9 protein-coding genes and 1 pseudogene are annotated in these 20350 nt (G+C 38.6%); 7 read left to right on the top strand and 3 right to left on the bottom strand.

Features of this window, described 5'->3' with window-relative positions:
• Positions 1 to 18: 18 nt before the first annotated feature.
• From infC to NMK50_RS10045, 3 genes and pseudogenes are all read left to right on the top strand, one after another.
• On the top strand, positions 19 to 537 hold the full coding sequence (infC, locus tag NMK50_RS10055) for a translation initiation factor IF-3 (protein ID WP_254770346.1): 519 nt from the start codon (positions 19 to 21) through the stop codon (positions 535 to 537).
• Between the two features lie 220 nt (positions 538 to 757).
• Positions 758 to 2524: an ABC transporter ATP-binding protein gene (locus NMK50_RS10050; RefSeq protein WP_254770345.1), complete on the top strand. Its 1767-nt coding sequence runs from the start codon at positions 758 to 760 to the stop codon at positions 2522 to 2524.
• Positions 2525 to 3752: 1228 nt separating this feature from the next.
• Positions 3753 to 4935: pseudogene (locus tag NMK50_RS10045) on the top strand (tyrosine-type recombinase/integrase).
• Positions 4936 to 5043: 108 nt separating this feature from the next.
• On the opposite strand, the gene NMK50_RS10040 reads toward NMK50_RS10045, so the two are convergent.
• Together NMK50_RS10040 and NMK50_RS10035 are read right to left on the bottom strand one after the other, a co-directional pair.
• The gene (locus NMK50_RS10040; protein WP_254770344.1) at positions 5044 to 9690 is read right to left on the bottom strand and encodes a translocation/assembly module TamB domain-containing protein; all 4647 of its coding nucleotides are present in this window, start codon (positions 9688 to 9690) and stop codon (positions 5044 to 5046) included.
• Positions 9690 to 11651 carry an autotransporter assembly complex protein TamA gene (locus tag NMK50_RS10035; protein WP_254770343.1) on the bottom strand — a complete coding sequence of 654 codons (1962 nt, stop codon included), beginning with the start codon at positions 11649 to 11651 and terminating at the stop codon, positions 9690 to 9692. The genes NMK50_RS10040 and NMK50_RS10035 overlap by 1 nt, the downstream gene beginning before the upstream one ends.
• 400 nt (positions 11652 to 12051) lie before the next feature.
• On the opposite strand from NMK50_RS10035, the gene NMK50_RS10030 reads away from it, so the two are divergent.
• Entirely contained in the window at positions 12052 to 13584 is a 1533-nt protein-coding gene (locus tag NMK50_RS10030) for a YifB family Mg chelatase-like AAA ATPase (protein ID WP_254770342.1), read from the top strand.
• A gap of 12 nt (positions 13585 to 13596) precedes the next feature.
• On the opposite strand, the gene NMK50_RS10025 is transcribed toward NMK50_RS10030, so the two are convergent.
• Positions 13597 to 14481, bottom strand: a complete 885-nt coding sequence (locus tag NMK50_RS10025; RefSeq protein ID WP_254770341.1) for an ABC transporter substrate-binding protein — start codon at positions 14479 to 14481, stop codon at positions 13597 to 13599.
• Positions 14482 to 15379: 898 nt separating this feature from the next.
• On the opposite strand from NMK50_RS10025, the gene gyrB reads away from it, so the two are divergent.
• From gyrB to ubiB, 3 genes are all read left to right on the top strand, one after another.
• Positions 15380 to 17812, top strand: a complete 2433-nt coding sequence (gene gyrB, locus NMK50_RS10020; RefSeq protein ID WP_254770340.1) for a DNA topoisomerase (ATP-hydrolyzing) subunit B — start codon at positions 15380 to 15382, stop codon at positions 17810 to 17812.
• A gap of 121 nt (positions 17813 to 17933) precedes the next feature.
• Complete coding sequence (ubiE, locus tag NMK50_RS10015; RefSeq protein ID WP_254770339.1) at positions 17934 to 18716, top strand: bifunctional demethylmenaquinone methyltransferase/2-methoxy-6-polyprenyl-1,4-benzoquinol methylase UbiE; 783 nt, start codon at positions 17934 to 17936, stop codon at positions 18714 to 18716.
• A 1-nt stretch (position 18717) separates the two neighbouring features.
• Entirely contained in the window at positions 18718 to 20304 is a 1587-nt protein-coding gene (gene ubiB / locus NMK50_RS10010; RefSeq protein WP_254770338.1) for a 2-polyprenylphenol 6-hydroxylase, read from the top strand.
• Positions 20305 to 20350: the final 46 nt, after the last annotated feature.

Here is a 20350-nt window from a genome sequence, read left to right as displayed (position 1 = left end):
ATTCGTAGACCATTTAAAATGACACTTACTCAAAAAGATGGGCCGCGTTCAAATCAGGATATTAGAGTTCCTCGCGTCCAGCTTATCAATGACGAGGGACAACATCAGGGAATCGTTTCAATACAAGAAGCACTTGCTATGGCTGCAGAGGCAGGGCTTGATTTGGTTGAAATCGTACCAAATGCCGAACCGCCCGTGTGTAAAATTATCGATTTGGGAAAATTGAAATACCAAACCCAAAAAAAAGCAGCTGAAACACGTAAAAAACAGAAGGTCATCGAAATCAAAGAGATTAAGATGCGTCCAAATGTGGATGTTCATGATTATGGCGTCAAACTCAAAGCTATTCACCGCTTTATTGGTAATGGTGATAAAGTGAAGATTACTTTGCGTTTTCGTGGCCGTGAAATGGCACACCAAGATCTTGGATTAAAGCTTCTTCAGCGTGTTAAAGAAGATACAAGTGAAATTGCTAAAATCGAATCTGAGCCAAAACTTGAAGGTCGTCAAATGATGATGGTAATAGCAGCGAAATAATTGCCATTGGAATTATGTAGAGAATGCAAATTATCGAGAGTTGAGACTATCAGATATGATTTAAAAGCATCACAGAGTGGTGGTGTGGTGCTTTTAAGTGAGTGGTGGATATGTGTTAGAATTTTTATTAAAAGACTCCTCTTTTTATTATTAAAGACTAAATCTTTAATAAGAGTGCTTCAATCTTGCATAAAATGACGATAAAATATAGAAGCGCTTCATGAGCAAAAAACAAATTTCTACTTTTGATAAACATCTTATCATCCGGCTTTTGCAAGAAAATTTTTATAAGCACGCGCGTTGGTATAGTGCAGCGATTTTTTCAATGATCATTATTTCCTGTACAACTGCGGCTAGCGCATGGATTATGCGTGATGTTGTCAACTCTATTATTGATGCGCAAAATTTTGCTCTGATTGTTTTAATTTCTAGTATCATTGCTTTCATTTTTATTCTCAAAGGAATGGCGACTTTTGCCCAAACTTACTTCTTGAGTAAAGCAGGTAACAGCATCGTTGCTGAACAACAGCGTAAAATTTATGCACGTCTTATGGAACAGGGCGTCTCTTTTTATCACAACAACACTTCATCTGACCTGCTTGTCCGTGTAACCCACAACGCGACAGCCATACGTAATATCATTGATACAATTATCACAACTTTTGTGCGTGACTTGCTTTCCGTTAGTGGCCTATTGCTTGTCATGTTGATTCAAAATTTTACGTTGATTGCCATTACCTTAATAGTGGGACCAATGGCTTTTTTCGGAGTCCGCATGGCTTTAAAACATGTTCGCAGCCTTGTGGAAAAAGAACTCTTGTCAATTGGTGAAATTATCAAAATTGTACAAGAAAGTTCTATTGGTATTCGAGTTATTAAGGCTTTTTCATTAGAAGAACTCATGAAAAAACGTATGGAAAAAGCCATTTGTAATGTTGAAAAACAAGCAAATACTATTGCAACGCTTCAAGCTATTACAAATCCGATTATGGAAACACTCGCTGGTGTTGCTATTGCCGGTATTATCTGTTTTTCCGGATATCTTGCTACCCAACGTACAGGTGTTCAAGGGGAATTCATGTCCTTTATTGTCGCGTTGCTTCTTGCTTACGAACCAGCAAAAAGGCTGGCAAATATACGTGTTAAAATTGAAGCAGGCTTGGTTAACATCCGTACAATGTACGAAATACTCGATCATCCTCTCACGATTATAGAACATGAAACAGCTAAAGATCTGGATAAAAAACAAGGAGGCATCCGTTTTGAAAATGTTTCTTTTGCATATTCAGATAATAAAACGGTGTTGAAAGACATCAATCTAGAAATAGAACCTGGAAAAATGACCGCATTGGTAGGACCTTCCGGAACAGGAAAATCAACCCTTATTAATTTAATTATGCGCCTTTATGACCCGACACAAGGACGCATATTGATCAATGATCAAGACATCCGCTATACGACTTTCCGTTCTCTTCGAAATTTAATAGCTTATGTAGGACAGGATACGTTTCTCTTTCAAGGAAGCATTAAATATAATATTGGGCTTGGAAGAGAAGGTGCTCGTGATGATGATATCATCAAAGCAGCGAAAAGAGCCAATGCCCATGACTTTATTGTGGAACTCCCCAATGGGTATGATACGCAGATAGGCGATAATGGTTGTAATCTTTCGGGTGGGCAAAAACAGCGAATCGCTATCGCTAGGGCAATGCTTCATGATGGTGAAATTCTCATTTTTGATGAAGCAACAAGTGCTTTAGACTCACACACTGAAGAACAAATTAATGAAGCCCTTCATCATCTTACTCAAGGGCGCACAATTATCATCATCGCTCATCGCCTTTCAACGATTGCTCGCGCCCATAAAATTGCTGTCATACAAAATGGAAAAGTGGTTGAGCAAGGAACACAAAAAGAATTACTAGAAAAGAAAAATGGTTTTTACAAAAAACTCCATAACATTCAATTCGAAAAGCAAACATCCTAGATCTATACATCTCAATAAAATTGGTAGAAGAAAGAGATAAGAACCTCATTCCCTCATAAAGAATAAGAATGTACTTTCGGAGAAGTATTGCATTAATAAGAGTGATACGTAAACATTGAGAGCTCGTTTAAAAAATTGTAGGGATTCCCATGAAAAATAAAAACTTTGTCTTCTGCTTTGTTAAAAAAATCATCTCATTTTAAAATAAAGACTCGATAGTGAGGCTTTCTTTTATCTAAAAATGTGATCCAATATTTCTAAACATTCTCACTAATGTGCAAAAAGAAAGCTAACATAAAAAAGAACTTACCAATGATTATGATAATGAATCTGTAATGACCAAGACTATCTTTCTATACTCATCCCTCTACCGTTCTTATAGATTATGCTGCAAGTTATGAGAAAAGCTCAATATGTGAAGAAGTGCTAAGAGAAGGAAAAGGTATGTAACTACTTGCCATCCCTTATCGCTTAAATAAAAAAACATATTCATTTACAATGGATTTTTCTTTCTATTGAACGAGAAAACCAACACCGTAAAGATGCCCTCATTGCAAATCATAAGAGAACCCAAAAGCGTTTAAGAAGAAATAAATATGACTCTCATGAATTGTCTCAAGATAATAATAGTCGTTAAGCTGGCACCATCACCAGCCCCAAATGTTGCGATAACCCTTACATTCAGACGATCCATTAAGACATTTTTATGCCTTTCTTCTCGTGTTTTTATCCACGCGATAATTTCACTTGTGATGTACAAGAGGATGATTTTGATTGTTTCAACATAAGCAGGTTTTAAATGAAAGAATCCTAGGATATTCGTGTCTCTCATTCAACATGCAAAATGATGAGTTATTTCTATAAATCTAGGCATTTTTACATTGTAGGCTGACAAATAGAATAATGACGCTAGCCACTAGCTTATGATTGTAAAAAAAAGTGGTAACGCATAGATCTTGTATTCTACCATTTATTCATAAGCAACATCATAAAATAAGATTAAAACAACCAGAGATGTGCAAGATATACACATTAGTAGCACTACAATACATTGATTTATAACGATAATTCATCATTTTGCATGTTGAATGAGAGACAAGAATATTGTAAGATTCTCTCATCTCAAATCCTCTTATGTTCAATCAATCAAAAAGATGTTTCTGCACATCATAAGCGGGGTTATCATGTGGGTAGAAAACTCTAAAGAAAGGAGCAAAAATGGCCTTTAGTGAATCGTCTAAATAACAAGGGTTATCGCAACATTTGGGGCTGGTGATGGTGCCGGTTTGCACCTTCATGAGCGTAAAGATGGTGGTGCTCAGAGGATTTATCGATATATCATCCACGGGCGGCGTCGTAAGATGGGCATCGGTGCCTTAAAAGATATCTCTTTAAAAAAAACCCGTGAATGTACAACCCAATGGCGTTTTGTTCTTCGTGAGGGTCGTGACCCCATTAAAGAACGCGATAAACAAAAGCGTGAAGCAATGCGCAATCTCCATTATTTAAAAGATATTGCTCTCGATGCTTTTGAAAACCGTAAAGCTGAATTAAAAGAAGATGGTAAAAATGCTGAGTGGTTTTCACCTTTAAAACTTCATATTCTTCCTAAATTAGATTGTATACCGGTTTCAGAAATTACCCAAACAGATATACGCAATACGCTTGCTCCCATCTGACACACAAAAGCTGGGACTGCCTATAAAGCACTAAACCGCCTTAATTTCTATCTCAAACATGCTGCTGCAATGGGATTGGATGTTGATTTACAAGTGACAGAAAAAGCAAAAGCCTTGTTAGGCAAACAACGTCATAAAGCTACGAATAGACCAGCAATGGATTGGAGAAGTGTTCCGGATTTTTATAAAACACTTTGCAAAACACAAACTCTAACACAATTGGCTTTGCGTTTGCTTATTTTGACAGGTGTTCGTAGCAATTACTTGTGTCATATTCATAAAGATCAGATTGATGGGAATATATGGATTATTCCTGCTGAAAATATGAAAGGAAGGCGTAATGCTACAACAGAATTTCGCGTGCCTTTATCATCTGAAGCATTAGAAATTTTGAAACAAGCGCGCTTAATGTCTCGTAATGATTTCTTTTTTTCTGCATCAGGTCATGGTCCCCTTTCTGTTTGGTGCATGTTACATTATATGAAAAAAACTGGACTTGAAGTTTATCCGCATGGTTTTCGCTCTAGTTTACGCGATTGACTCGCAGAAACAACGGATGCTCCTTTTGAGGTAGCAGAAACCATTCTAGGTCATACGATCGGGGGTAAAGTAGAGCGTGCCTATCGTCGTACTGATTATTTAGAACAAAGACATGCTGCTCTCAATGATAGGCTCTCCTTCATCAGAAAACGTGGTAAAAAAATCAAACGCTTCAGATACATCTTCTCATGATTCGATAAAAATTTCTTTTATAGAATTTTGGTTTACGCTTCAAACTTCCTATAATTTAGGGAATAAGGTAGAAAAAACTTAAGCAATTGGACTTCAGAGTTTCAATTTCTAATAGTCTTTTTCATAAAATATACCAATGCTAGAATTCTTTTCATTCCCTACCGCACCTTTAGCTTTGAGATGACGTGAAATATCCAAATTAATTGTTCCTTTTGTCCTTCCACCTGATCCCGCCTCAAAGCCTAAATAAATGTTGTTGTGTATATAGCGTCCAACGCGTAAGCCCGTATTGCCCTTTTCATCAACGATCACATCAAGATCATCAAGACCAATTTTAGAGCGTAGAGTGTTCAATAAGGATGTATTAGAAGCACCAGCAAGTTCCGCTGCTGCTGCCGCAAGCTGTGCAATCTGAAATGGCGATAATTCGCTAAGAGAGCGATTGAAAATTAAACGCGCCAAAACTTCATCTTGCGGCAAATTAGGTTGTGAAGAAAAATGAACATCAATATCATCAATTGTTCCGCTTACAGTAACAGTGACACGAATATCACCACTGTTTTTGTTTGCCACAAAATAAACGGTAGGATTAAGATTTCCACTAAAACTCGCTTGTCCCTGATCGAAATTGAGACGCTGTGAAAGAATATCAAAACGCCCACGAATCATCTGAAATTCACCAACAGGATGAACATCATTTAATGGACCCGCTATATTGATACGTCCTCCCAGTTCAGTGTCTAACCCTCGCCCACGTACAAAAAATTGATTGCGCGCATTAATCCGCATATTTAACAGCATAACAGAAGAAGATTCTTGAGAAGCATCACGGCTTTGCCCAGAGCTTTTAACTTCAGCACGTTCAAGTGTTTTTTTAATCGATTTTGTTAAATTCTTATTTTTAATATCAAGAAACTTTGCATTTTGAAAATGATCAGGAACCAAAACTTCAGCTTTTTCAACTGTGATATCACCACCAATAATAAGATTATCTAAAAAATGACCCGTCATTGTCATCTTTCCTGACAATGTTGCAAAAACCATCGAACCATCGTTATAATTGGCATGATCAAGATCAAATATCAAATCTGGTTGTAGATCATTAGAGATACGGCCTGAAACGGATAATTTTCCTCCGTCCGAAGAAGAAGCTAACGCTTTTTCTAGAAGAATATGGTCGCCATTTAGTTTGCCCTCAATTGTGATATTGTTCAATCCCAAGTTTGTTTTTGAATCAAAAAAACTACCATTGGCTACAGAAAAATTTCCTAGCAATTGTGGTTGTGATAATATTCCTTGTAGAGTTGTATCAATTCTCGCTGTACCGGTTACATGTGCACCACGTTTAGCTAACAAAAAATCTATAAAAGCAAGCGGCATTGTTCCCTTAACGTTCAATTTAGTTGCTGAACCCTTTAAAGAAACAGGCCCATTAATGGAAAGATCGAGTCCTTTATCTCCTGTGGCTTGCACATTCTCAATATGAACAATCGATTTTTTGTAAGAACCACGAGCATGCATATTAATCAACAGAGGTCCTTTATGCGTCATAGCGGTAAAGCTTTGACTAGAAAGTTCAAAATCAGCAGATGGATCCTTTATTGTTCCACCAATATCGGCCTTGCCTATAATCGTTCCTTCAAGCGCTTGCTTTTCAATAAAACTATTAACGACATGTGCAGACAAATCTTGCAAATTCACATGCAGATCAAGTTTGTTCTTCTCTAAAGATATACTTCCCTTAGCTTGTGCTTGTACTCCCTCCCCTGTTAAATTTGCATTCAAATTCAGATTTTCATCTATTGTTTTACCTGTAGCCGTAAGCATAAAAGGCATGATTTTCTTATCTTGAAGAGCAAGGGTTGTCAGCCCTTCACCTTTGATATCGTAAGTTATATCAGGTTTTTTTAAATGACCTCGAATCATCACTTGCCCTGTTACAGTACCAGCCGCTCCAAGATTAGATTTCCATAGATTAACTAAAGCAACAGGAAGTGCATTCATTGCAAGCTGCAGATTAACAGTCTCTTGAACATTGCCTGCAAGCTTAATCTTACCCCCATTGACCGCAATCTCTAATTCATTTACCGTCATTCCGTCTTTATCAAAAATGACTGTAGCCGATTGAGGTAATGTCATGTGAAGATTGGATTGTTTCACATCTATCGTTTCAATCTGCACTTCTCGTTTTATACCTTCTGGAAGTCCTACTATAGTCATACGTCCAGAAAGCTGTGCATTTGTGTTATTATGCAACATCGCTTGAACAGTAAATGCTGTTTGCCCATTCTTTCTATTGGCCTGAGCATTTAAATGATTAACCATCATCAAAGGCGTTTGGACATGCTCTGCATTGATAAAACCTTCAAGCTGTGCCCTGCCAAAAGGATCAAATATATCTGCTTTGACTTCCAATTTTTTAATTTTATTTTTTGCAAAACTTAAACGGCTAATATGCGCCTTTAAATTCGCTTTTTGTTTGCCATTTTGTTCATCAAAAATAAAGTCTCCTTTTACCTTTCCACTGCCTTCCTGCAAAAATAACGCAGCAAGATCTGAAATATCATCAGCATCAATATGCATAACGCCTTTCACCAAACCTTCTGTTTGAGAAAGATTACCTGTTATTTTTGCGCTTCCCCCTTTAATGTCGATATTTTCAAGTTTTCGAATGTGATTAGAATCCTTAAAAGAAACAGATAAAGATAATGGCTTCTTAGCAAAAGTTCCTTCACCCTTTATCGAACCTGTTAAAGAAGGGACCGATAATGTATTATCCATGAACGTTTGCATCGTGAGCGTTGTCTTTTGAAGTTTTTCCCCCATTAAAAACGCTTCAGTAACGTGAGCCTGTGTGCTAAATTTTATAAGATTATTGCGCCCTCTCGCAGTACTATGAATTGTGAGCGTACCCTTTATTCTTGGATCCACTCTGGTGAGATCAGATATTTGAGCAGACAAATCCATCTTAGCGTTCTCACTTGAAAAATGACCATCTGCCTTTATGCTTGCATATTGATTTTTCAAATCCAAATGACGTAACATTAAACCTATCTTGTTGTGGGCAATACCACCTGAAAGGGTCATTTTTCCTTTCAATAAACGATTGAAAAAGTCTGTGCCTATTTGCATATTATCGGCCATCCCTGATAATTCCAGATCAAAAATACCATCGATCAAGCCGATCTTTCCCTTGGCTTTAATATCTGCACTCCCAGAGAGCGGCTGTTTACTCAATACGCTGAAAGGAACGAGTGTTTGTGCTTTTAAACCAAGATCACCTTTAAAAACAAAGTGATCTATTTTCCCTTTTAACCAAGCAGAAAAACCCTGACCCGTAACACTAAAATCATGAATCAAAACGGGATTTCGAGAAACAATATCTGTATCTAGATGTACATCAACTGTTTGTCCGAGACCCTCTATCCGCGTGCCTTTACTGTTTTCAATTCCTCGAAGCGTTCCCTTAACCTGAATGCCGACGTGACGAGAAGCTGGATTATCAAGATTCTCGCTCACTCCCCCCATAACAAAAAGTGCATCATTAATATGAATATTTTTATTGCGCAAATGATGTAAAACAAGCTGACCATTCCACGATTGTTGCCCCTCACGACCATAGTCAATATTCAAAGCAAGATTATCAGCATGCATCAGTCCTTCTGATGTTGTTAAACGCATCGCTCCATTTTCCTTATCAAGAGCCATTTTGCCATCAATAAAAAGGCGCCGCAAAAATCCATCTGCTGTTATTACAGCATTGGCCACAACATTCATCGCTTTACCCTCAATCACCATATGATCAAGGTGTGTCACGCCTTTTTCTGTCATTCTTGCCTCTGCTTTTAACGTGACATCAGATGCAAAAAGACTCCGATATTGAGGGGACATTAAAGAGCTAAGCGTGCCCACGAGTTTAGTAGAAAGACTGTGCTCTTCTGCAACACTTGCAAGCATCACATCACCCTTTAAAATAGGATGGTGATCAACTTTTAAAGAAAGTTTGATAGGCAAATCATCAAACGTACCGTCCCCTTTAATGGTAAAATTTAATGCCGGACGCTCTTCAATTTTAAAAACATTCACCAAAATACCATTTTGCGGTTCATCAGCAGAAATATCAATTTTTGCTGTACGATTGCTCTTGGATATTTTCGTTAAAATGGAAAAAGATCCCTGTGCATCTAGACGACGCGCTGCCAAATCAGCATCAAAAACACCATTGGCTAAAGTGAGGCTCCCTTTTAAGGATATATCAGCAAAAAAATCATAAAGCTCCTGTTCAAACATCACATGTTGAGCGGTAAACGTATCGATAGAAATGGCAAGGGGCAATTTTGGTAAAGAAAACTTCTTCACTTCCAGAGAAGACATGAAAGAAGAATTGCCTTGTGGTTTTCGTAAAACTGTAATCTTTTCCAGAGAAAGCTGGTTAATATCCATGCGCCCCCTCAGCAACGATAAGCGGTTCCAATCCATTTTAGCATTGGTAATTTTAAGCCATACACCTTTTTTATCACTCACAGTAATCGTATCAATTGATGTTTGAGAAGACAGTGCTCCTCGCACATTATGAAACCGAACTTGACGATTAGGCGCTGAAAGCCTGCGTTCAATCAAAGAAATAAACCATGAGCGATTATCCTCTGTTATTTCTCTAGCGGATGAATTGCCTCTTTGCGCAAAAACAAGAACACTGAGCAAAAAAAATAAAAATCCAAATAAGAAAGCCGATAAACGTACAGTTTTTTTCATTAAAATGCTTGTCCTATTCCCACATAAAAACCGATGCGAGGATCGCCTTTTTCTCTCTTAAGAGGAAAAGCTAAATCAACGCGCAAAGGCCCAAGACTTGTCATATAACGACCTCCAATACCGACTCCCCATTTAATCTTTTGAGAAAAATCAAATCGCGCCTTTTCCCCCACCAATCCTCCATCAAGAAAACTAACAAGCCCTATCTTATCATTTAAAGAAAAACGTAACTCTGTTGTACCCTCAACAAGTGATCGCCCACCAACAACAGCGTCATTATCTATTTTGATCCCAATATTGCGATAAGCATAACCACGGACAGACCCCCCACCTCCAGCAAAAAAGAGCGTATCCGAAGGAACGTGTGCTGTATCACTCCCCAGAATTGTACCAAGCTTTGCTCGTGCGGCAAAAACAAAACGTTCTTTTTCATCTAGTGCCCAGTAAGAACGACCTTCTACAGTCATTTTTGTTACAAAATTGTGCGAACGTATTTCATAAAAAGGTTCAATAAACACTTCACCGTACAAACCTTTTGTCGCATTGAGCTTATTATTACGACTATCGTAAATCAAACTAGTTGGTAAGCCTATCATTGTAAAATTACGGCTCCCAAAATAGATATCGCGTGAATAACCATTGGAAACTTCTACAGCAACTTGTCCCGATAGATTTCCATTAAAGATATGCGTTAGGCCCAACTTCCCTTTGATGGCTTTTGTTGTGTAATTATCTAGAACCTCTTGCTGTATTTTCAGTTCTGACCTCAAGTCTGTATCAGGAGTGAATATACCAGGCTTTATAAAGATACCGCCAAGAAGATAATCAAAATTCTTTAGATTATATGATTTTTCTTTTTTTCTGCCAATACCGCTTATTTTCGTCTCCATTTTAAGATGTTCCGCGTGACCAAAAAGATTGTTATGCATCCAATAAGCTTCAAAACCAGTACCATCTAATGTTGAATAGCTACCACCCACACCAAAACGACGTGGTTTACGTTCTTCTAAGACAAGTGTAAGCGGTAAACTACCATCAGGATTTATTGTATCCGCTTCACGTATATTCATAGCACGAAAAACATTAAGTCGTGTAAGTCTTTCATTCGCCTTGGCTAATGCATCAGAGTCGTATTTTTGACCTTCTTTCAACCCCGTCATCCATGCAATATAGGCTGAGTCTACACTTGGCTTCTTACTAATATTACGCACCCGTAAAGGGCCATAATAAGCTTCTTGTCCAGGATCAACAGTAATCTGCGCATCAATGAGATGGGTAGCATGATCAGCAACGACCTCACTCTTCATAACTTGAGCCTTAGCATAACCTTGTCGACGCCACCCTTCAATCGCCCATCGTTCCGCTTTTAAAATGGTTTCAGATTTGGCAATAGTCCCAACTTTATAACCCAATTTTTCAATTTTAGGCATTCTCTTGGTTTTATATTTTACAAATGGAGCAACTTTATCAACGCTTGCGGTACTAAAAACATATTGGGGGCCAGCATCAATCGTAATAACAATATGAGATTGTCTGGGAAGCTGAGTTACCGGACTTAAATCAGCAACTTCTAACCCATTAATCTGAATACTAATAACACCACCATAACGCCCATCAGCATAAAGAGCAGAGAGAATTGTCCGATAATCTGAACGCGCTTTTGCTAATAAACCAGAAGAATTAAATGCTTTATCTTGATCAGCAACAAGAGAAGATACAGCTTTAACGATTTTAATCCCTTCTGATGGTGCTCCCTGTGGTGCAACAACATCAACTTTATAAAATTTCTCCGTAGCGTTGCCATTATACGAAGAGGAATTTGCTTTCTTTTGACCAAAAAGAGGAATACCAAACAGTTCAAACGCCGCAAGTGGTTGTGGAAAAGCACAAGCGAAGCATAGACCTATCAATAGATTGCGTATGGTCCCTGATTTAAAAAAAACGCCCACCTGATATACCATCAAATCAGATACCTTCAATACACTTCACATCATCTTGTACTATAAATAGCGTCAAACAAAAAAGATAAATATACCTTGTTCTAGATATTTCACATGTTTAATCACATTCTTTGCTTTTAAAGCATAGCTTTTCCTTCTCTTAATATTTAAAAATTCAGCATTGCTATGCAACACAAACAGCCTTGCTGCTTTTTTCCTACCATATTCACTTAACGCATTATAAATGTTTTATTTAACCGCATGTAATCATGGTTAAATTTGTGCAAATTATTTTTCACAATTACACTAAAAAGCTTTCACAGGTATATAGATCTCTTCACTCCAAAAACCATAGAGTCTGCTTGATTTTTATGGAGAGATATGCTTGTCTCTGCTAAGCTGAAAGGGGGAAAATAAACTGATGATCGCGCGTGTTACAACTGTTGCTTTTTGCGGTCTAGAAGCAGTGCCTGTTGATGTACAGGTCATGATTTCCCCTGGTAAAATAGGAATGGCCATTGTTGGATTAGCGGATAAAGCAATCGCTGAAAGCCGTGAACGGGTGCAGGCATCTCTTCACGCTTGTGGACTTTCACTGCCTAACAAACGTGTGACTATTAACCTTGCACCAGCTGATTTACCTAAAGAAGGATCACATTACGATTTGCCAATTGCTGTAGGCTTAATGCTTGCTATGGGGATTCTTCCTCCTGAAGTCGCACAAGATTACGTTATCCTAGGCGAATTATCATTGGATGGTTCTATCACAGCTGTCAATGGCGTTTTACCAGCCGCAATGACAGCTTTAGCACTCGATAAAGGACTGATCTGTCCCCATTCATGTGGACCTGAAGCAGCATGGGCTCATGAAGAGATGAATATTCTTGCTCCCGAAACGCTTCTTACCATGGTCAATCATTTTAAAGGAACCCAAATTCAAAAACGTCCACAACCACGCCAATATACAATTCAAACCGATCTTCCAGATCTTTGCGAAATTAAAGGACAAAAAACGGCCAAACGCGCATTAGAAGTTTGCGCCGCTGGGCGGCATAATCTCTTGTTTGTCGGCCCTCCTGGCGCAGGAAAATCTATGTTAGCTCAACGCTTACCTTCTCTTTTGCCCCCTCTTGATAGTCGTGAACTTTTAGATGTTTCTCTGATTGCTTCTATCACAGGAGAGACAGTTCATAATAGCATTTCACGCCATTGTCCGTTTCGTGCTCCGCATCATTCTGCTTCCATGGCTGCAATGGTCGGTGGTGGCCTTAAAGGACGACCAGGAGAAGTTTCACTGGCGCATAATGGTGTTTTATTTCTCGATGAATTGCCGGAATTTCCTCCGCAAGTCCTCGATTCTCTTCGTCAACCCTTAGAGAGTGGAGAATGCGTTATCGCCCGTGCGAATCATCATATCAGCTATCCTGCCCGCTTCCAACTCATCGCCGCGATGAACCCTTGTCGATGTGGTATGGCAGGAGAAAAAGACATTGTTTGTGCAAGAGGCATACGCTGCCAAATTGACTATCAATCCCGTATTTCTGGTCCTTTACTCGATAGAATTGATTTACGGATTGATGTTCCTGCACTCACAGCTATGGATCTTATGCAACCAGAACAATCAGAAAAAAGCTGTGATGTTGCAAAACGTGTTGCACGGTGTCGTGCCATTCAAGAAAAACGTTTTAAAGCATTGGATCTTGACCATATTCGTACCAACGGCGATTGTCCTGCTAAAATCATCGAACAAATTGCCGTTCCTGACCAGAACGCTACTAAACTCTTACGAGATGTGAGTGAAAAAATGCGCCTTTCTGCACGCGCCTATCATCGCATTCTTAAAGTTGCACGCACCATTGCTGATCTCGAAGAAGCCGACCACCTATCACGCCATCATCTCGCGGAAGCTATTTCTTACCGATTGGGTACCGAAAGATTAACAGTACATTCTTGAGAAAAATTTTCATCAATAAAAACCAATTGGAAAATAACGCAGATAAAGTTCTGCAAGTTTGCCATCATTCTCTAAAGATTTTAGAGCATAATTCAGTACATCAATTAATTTTTCGTTCTTTTTGGCAACAGCAAGCTGCATCCCTTGCCCCAATAACTGAGGAGCTATATATGCCCCTCCAACAAAATGACAGCAATCAGCTGATTTTGGATTATTTAGCCATAATGATAAAGCAAAGCCATCATCAAAAATAAGATCAATTTTATGATCCTGGAGCGCCTGATAAAGCTCTGCTCTGTCTTTAAATCCTTGCCATTTGGCTTTAGGGAAATAACTATGGAACAACTTTTCGTGAGCACTGTTAAATAATAATCCACTGTTTAAATGTGTTAGTTGATCGCTTATTAGCCCATCAAAATTCATAAGTTGAGACGCGATAAATTTTGATGCAACAAATCGAGCTGGAAAACGCAAATAAGACCTTGTAAAAAAAAGATCTTTACGTGTTTTCATTGTTTCTTTCAAACCAGCAATAATGACTTCTGCACCACCATCTTTGACGTGATCGATAAGTTCTTGCCAAGGAACAACTTCTACCTCACAGACTTTTTCAAGGTTTAATTTTGCGCAAATAGCACGCAATAAATCGATATTATAGCCTGCAAGATACCCTGTTTTGTCAAGGAAGTTAAAAGGAGGAAAATCAAATGTTGTTACAAAACGCAAACGAATTATATTTTTCGTATCAGGTTGTAGAAAATGTTCATGTGAACCAAAAAAAGAGGGAAGCCCTGCTGTTGTTTCAGCTTCTCCGAAAGAGGAAAATAAAAATCCCCATGTTACATACAAAACTCCAATAAAAACATTGAATCCATTTATAAGTTTTTTTATTAGCAAAATTTTCCCCCCATTTTCAAAGTGATAATGCAACTCTTCTTACTTATAATATCTAATGCACTTTGCTGAAATATCTGTCCCTTTATGGATTAAAAGTGCTGCTGTTCTTTCAAAAAATTTTAAAAACAACAGTTTCTCTCTCGTTTTCAGAACAGATAGGAATAAATCTTCTCGAGAACTTCTTCACATCAATACACAAAATAAAACCCTTTGTCAGGAAGTGGTTTTCGAGCTTGAAATGTAAATAAAAAACTGAACTTTTTTTGATTTTATTTTCCTCTAAACATCTTTGTTAAACCGAGAATATTTCTGGTGTTTTTTACAAACGTAAAATTTTCCTTTTAAGAAAACGCATTTTGATTTTTTACTATAAACAATAAACTGTACATATTTTTGATTCCACCAGATAGGTTGATCTAATCTCTTGCATGCCCAAAATATGATATGAAAAGATACACCCTTTTTTAAACATTACGTAAAACTATATAAAAAATAACGTAGTTCTATCCAATCACGCACTTCTAGATCATAGAAGGAGTGCCCGTAAAAGCACAAAAACTGTGCTTTATGTCCTCTCACGAAAAAACACTATCATCTCACTTTTGGTGTCGTCACAAGATCCAAATGAGTATTGATTCCCATAAGGACATGAATACCCAGTGGCAAATAAACTTCATGAAATCAATTTTGCTTGTTTTTAGCCTTTGATATATAAATATAATACAATATGTTTGCCGGTACAAAAATCATTCGTTCCTTAGGGATCAACAGATGTTGAATATCAATCTGATATACGGTAAATATCTGACATGGTTATTCCATAGATAACTGGACAGAACGTTAAACTTCGAAAAAGTTGATGAAATATTGCAAATTGAATAGAGAAATGGATTAACTTATGAGTGATGAAACAACCTCACCAATGCAGATTGGTGACTATGATGCCGCTTCCATCAAAGTTCTCAAAGGTCTTGATGCTGTACGTAAACGTCCTGGTATGTATATTGGTGATACAGATGATGGTTCAGGCTTACACCATATGGTCTATGAGGTTGTGGATAATGCTATTGACGAGGCTTTAGCTGGTCATGCTACTCTTGTACATGTCACACTCCATGCTGATGGTTCTTGTTCTGTTCGCGATAATGGACGTGGAATTCCAACAGATATCCATCCGACAGAGGGGATTTCAGCAGCTGAAGTTATCATGACACAGCTTCATGCGGGGGGAAAATTTGATCAAAATTCTTATAAAGTTTCAGGTGGATTACACGGCGTTGGCGTTTCTGTTGTGAATGCATTATCTGTTTGGCTCAAATTGCAAATCAAACGCAATGGTAAAATTCATCAAATATCATTTACACATGGCGTTGCTGATTCTCCTTTAAGTATTATTGGCGATTGTGACGCAGAAAGTGGAACAGAAATCAGATTTTTACCAAGCTCTGAAACCTTTACGATGGTGGAATTTGATTTTGAAACTTTGGAACGTCGTTTGCGTGAACTCGCTTTTTTAAATTCTGGTATTCATATTCTTCTCGTTGACGAACGTCATGCTGATATTCAATCTGTTGAGCTCCATTATGAAGGTGGGTTAGTTGAATTCGTCAAATATATTGACCAAACAAAAAAAGCATTGTTGAATACCCCTATCTACATTGCCAATGAAAAGGATGGGATGAGCGTTGACGTTGCCCTATGGTGGAATGATTCCTATCATGAGAAGGTCTTATGCTTTACAAATAATATTCCTCAACGTGATGGTGGGACCCACTTAATAGGTTTCCGTAGCGCTTTAACGCGCCAAATTAATGGGTATGCTGAATCTTCAGGCATTGCAAAGAAAGAAAAAGTGAACTTAACGGGTGATGATTGTCGTGAAGGACTCACCGCTATTCTTTCCGTCAAAGTTCCTGATCCCAAGTTTTCTTCTCAAACAAAGGATAAGTTGGTTTCTTCTGAAGTGCGCCCTATTGTTGAAAATTTGGTCAATGAAGGTCTTTCCGCATGGCTAGAAGAGCATCCTAATGAAGCAAAGTTGCTTATTGGTAAAGTGGTAGAAGCTGCAACAGCACGTGAAGCTGCACGTAAAGCGCGTGAACTCACAAGACGAAAAGGCGCTCTTGATATCACTTCTCTACCCGGAAAGCTTGCTGATTGTCAAGAACGAGATCCAGCAAAATCGGAGATTTTTATCGTTGAGGGAGATTCTGCTGGTGGTTCAGCAAAAAGTGGACGCTCCCGTCAAAATCAAGCGATTTTGCCCCTGCGCGGTAAAATTCTCAATGTTGAACGAGCACGATTCGACCGAATGCTTTCATCAGATATGATTGGAACTCTTATTACTGCTCTTGGAACTTCCATTGGTAAAGATGAATTTTCACCAGATAAATTGCGTTATCATAAAATCATCATTATGACAGATGCTGATGTCGATGGTGCGCATATTCGCACACTTTTGCTTACCTTCTTTTTCAGACAAATGCCTGAATTGATTGAACGAGGACATCTTTATATCGCTCAACCGCCCCTTTATAAAGTATCGCGCGGGAAATCTTCTCAGTATATCAAAAATGAGACAGCATTTGAGGAATTTTTAATCAATGCTGGATTGGAAGAAGCAACTCTAGAATTGTCAACAGGTGAGATGCGCGCGGGTGCTGATTTGCGCCAACTTGCTGAAGATGCTCGTATGTTACGCCAACTTTTAAATGGTCTTCATACACGCTATGACCGCACAGTTGTGGAACAAGCAGCAATTGTTGGGGCTTTTAATCTTGAAACTTTTGCAACACCAGAGAAAGCACAAAAAATAGCTGATACAGTTGCAAAACGCCTTGATTTAATCGCTGATGACATAGAACGTGGTTGGAGCGGTCAATACAGACCAGATGGAAGTTTATGTTTTGAACGTATTTTACGCGGCGTTAAAGATGTTATTACTTTGGATGCCGGACTGATCAATTCAACGGATGCGCGTCAAATTGATCGTGTTTCTAAAAGTTTCATAGAAATATATAACCCTCCACCACTCCTACACCGCAAAGATAAATCAGAACGCATTTTGGGATCTATGAGTTTATTGGAAAGTATTTTTACAAATGGTAAAAAAGGTATTACTCTCCAACGTTATAAAGGTCTTGGAGAAATGAACGCTGAACAGCTTTGGGAAACAACCCTTGATCCTGAGGCACGCTCTCTTTTACAAGTTAAAATCAATGACGCAACGGATGCTGATTCACTCTTTTCTCGCTTAATGGGTGATGAAGTTGAACCGAGACGAATTTTTATTCAAGATAATGCTTTGAGCGTTGCCAATCTTGATATCTAAAGGTACTCTTTTGTTTCTAGCTGTATAAACATCGCAGTTTTATAAGATATTTTTCGTATTTGAATATTCCTTCTACACTTCATCTACGATAAAAAAAGAAAAACGAAGGAAAGTCATGCACATGACAGCTGAAACAGAACGTGTTGGAACCAAAGGTGGTATGGAAAGCTCTTTTGGCTTTACAAAAGTTAATGAAGAGCAAAAACAATCTATGGTTAATGGTGTATTCCACTCCGTTGCTGAAAACTATGATATGATGAATGATATCTTATCATTAGGGCTACATCGTGTGTGGAAAAATTCTATGGTTGCATGGCTTTCTCCGCCAGCACTTGCCAATTGGAAGGTGCTTGATGTGGCTGGAGGGACTGGTGATATCGCTTTCCGAATCCTTAATGCTTCACGCCAAAAAGCACATGCTACAGTACTTGATATTAATGGCTCAATGCTTAGCGTTGGCAAAAAACGTGCACAAAAAAATGGCCTCGCTCCTTTGATTGATTTTGTTGAAGCCAATGCTGAACAGCTACCTTTCGAAGATCGAAGCTTCGATGCTTATACTATTGCCTTTGGAATCCGCAACGTGCCTCATATTGATAAAGCCCTTAGAGAAGCTTTTCGTGTTTTAAAACCGGGTGGGCGTTTTTTATGTTTAGAATTTTCAGATGTCGAGATGCCTTGGCTTGACAAACTTTATGACCTTTGGTCTTTCCATGCTATCCCTAAACTTGGTCAAATCATTGCAAGTGATGGCGATGCTTATCGTTATTTGGTTGAATCTATTCGCAAGTTTCCTAAACAAGATGATTTTGCCCATATGATCAAGCAAGCCGGTTTTTCGCGCATATCTTACCGCAATCTTACAGGAGCAATCGCAGCGCTGCATTCAGGTTGGAAAATTTAAAATGGTGCAAATTTCTACTTATTTTCAATTGATGCGCGCCGGATGGGTTTTAGCACGTGAAGGTGTTTTAAGTGCCCTGCCTCACGATGATCTTCAAGGATTTCCAGCATTATGTCATCGTATCGCAGGTGTGTTAGCGCGACGAAAAACAAAACAAAAGCGAAGGTCTGAAAATCTTTCTTATGCCATTAATAAACTCGGTCCTTCTTACATAAAACTTGGTCAATTTCTTGCTACCAGACCCGATATTGTTGGACATGATATTGCAGCAGATTTGGCGCAACTACAAGATCGTGTGCAAACATTTTCTTGCGCTGCTGCTATTGCTCAAATTGAAAGTTCGCTTGATCGATCTATCGATGATCTCTTTGTAAACTTTTATCCCCCTATTGCCGCCGCTTCTATTGCTCAAGTTCATGTAGCTGAATACGATGATGAAGCTGGTCATAGAAAAAAATGTGCTGTTAAAGTCATCCGTCCCAATATCAGAACTCGTTTTGCTAGAGACCTTAGAAGCTTTTATCTCATTGCTCATTTACAAGAGCGTTATATACCGGCCTCTCGACGACTGCGCCCTGTTTGTGTTGTTGATACCTTGGCACAAACGACACGTATTGAAATGGATTTACGTTTAGAAGCAGCTGCCATATCAGAAATGGCTGAAAATATTCAACAGGATACAGGATTTCGCGTTCCACAAGTTGACTGGGAGCGAACAGGCCGTAATGTTTTAACCATGGAATGGGTCGATGGCATTAGAATATCTGAAATTTCTACTCTCAAAGAGGCGGGTTTTGATTTGCAAGTGCTTGCAATTACGCTTATTCAATCTTTTCTTCGTCACACATTGCGTGATGGTTTTTTTCACGCAGATATGCACCCTGGTAATTTATTTGTAGATCCAAAGGGATGTATTGTTGCTGTTGATTTAGGAATTACAGGACGGCTAGGTAAAAAAGAAAAGCATTTTCTTGCTGAAATCCTTTATGGCTTTATTACCCGCGATTACCATCGGGTAGCACGCGCTCATTTTGAAGCAGGATATGTGCCCCCACACCATAATATTGAGAGCTTTGCTCAAGCAAATCGCGCTATTGGTGAACCCATTCACGGACAATCTGCGCAAAGCATTTCTATGGCTAAATTGCTTACACTGCTGTTTGAAGTTACTGAGCTCTTTGACATGCAAACACGTCCTGAACTTTTATTGCTACAAAAAACTATGGTTGTCGTTGAAGGTGTCGCACGCACATTGGACCCTCATTTTAATATGTGGAAAGCCTCTGAACCAGTTGTTAGAGAATGGATTGGTAAAAATTTAGGGCCCATTGGAATTGCAAAAGACTTCAATGAAGGCGCACAAACTCTCCTTTCTCTGGCACGCAAAACACCGCAATTGATAGAAAACTTCCAACGGATGGAAGAAGACCTCAACCAAATGGTAAAAACCGGATTTCATCTTTCACCGGTCACTCTTAAGCAACTTGCGCGTGAGCAAAGTCGTACCAATCGCTATGGTCGTTATAGTCTGTTCATCATTGCGTTTTGTTGCGTTTGCCTTACTTTTTACTTTTTTCATCTTTTCTAATCCACTCACTATGCTATAAAATGTGAAATCATTGCAATCAATTTAT

Source organism: Bartonella harrusi (genome assembly GCF_024297065.1).
Classification (GTDB): Bacteria; Pseudomonadota; Alphaproteobacteria; order Rhizobiales; family Rhizobiaceae; genus Bartonella; species Bartonella harrusi.
Note: the sequence above shows the minus strand (reverse complement) of the source record. Positions and strands in the feature narration are given on the sequence as shown.

Bases quoted from the DNA above. Each gene is read 5' to 3' on its own strand.
- infC (WP_254770346.1), top strand. From the start codon at position 19: ATGACACTTACTCAAAAAGATGGGCCGCGTTCAAATCAGGATATTAGA.
- NMK50_RS10050 (WP_254770345.1), top strand. From the start codon at position 758: ATGAGCAAAAAACAAATTTCTACTTTTGATAAACATCTTATCATCCGG.
- NMK50_RS10040 (WP_254770344.1), bottom strand. From the start codon at position 9,690: ATGAAAAAAACTGTACGTTTATCGGCTTTCTTATTTGGATTTTTATTT.
- NMK50_RS10035 (WP_254770343.1), bottom strand. From the start codon at position 11,651: ATGGTATATCAGGTGGGCGTTTTTTTTAAATCAGGGACCATACGCAAT.
- NMK50_RS10030 (WP_254770342.1), top strand. From the start codon at position 12,052: ATGATCGCGCGTGTTACAACTGTTGCTTTTTGCGGTCTAGAAGCAGTG.
- gyrB (WP_254770340.1), top strand. From the start codon at position 15,380: ATGAGTGATGAAACAACCTCACCAATGCAGATTGGTGACTATGATGCC.
- ubiE (WP_254770339.1), top strand. From the start codon at position 17,934: ATGACAGCTGAAACAGAACGTGTTGGAACCAAAGGTGGTATGGAAAGC.
- ubiB (WP_254770338.1), top strand. From the start codon at position 18,718: ATGGTGCAAATTTCTACTTATTTTCAATTGATGCGCGCCGGATGGGTT.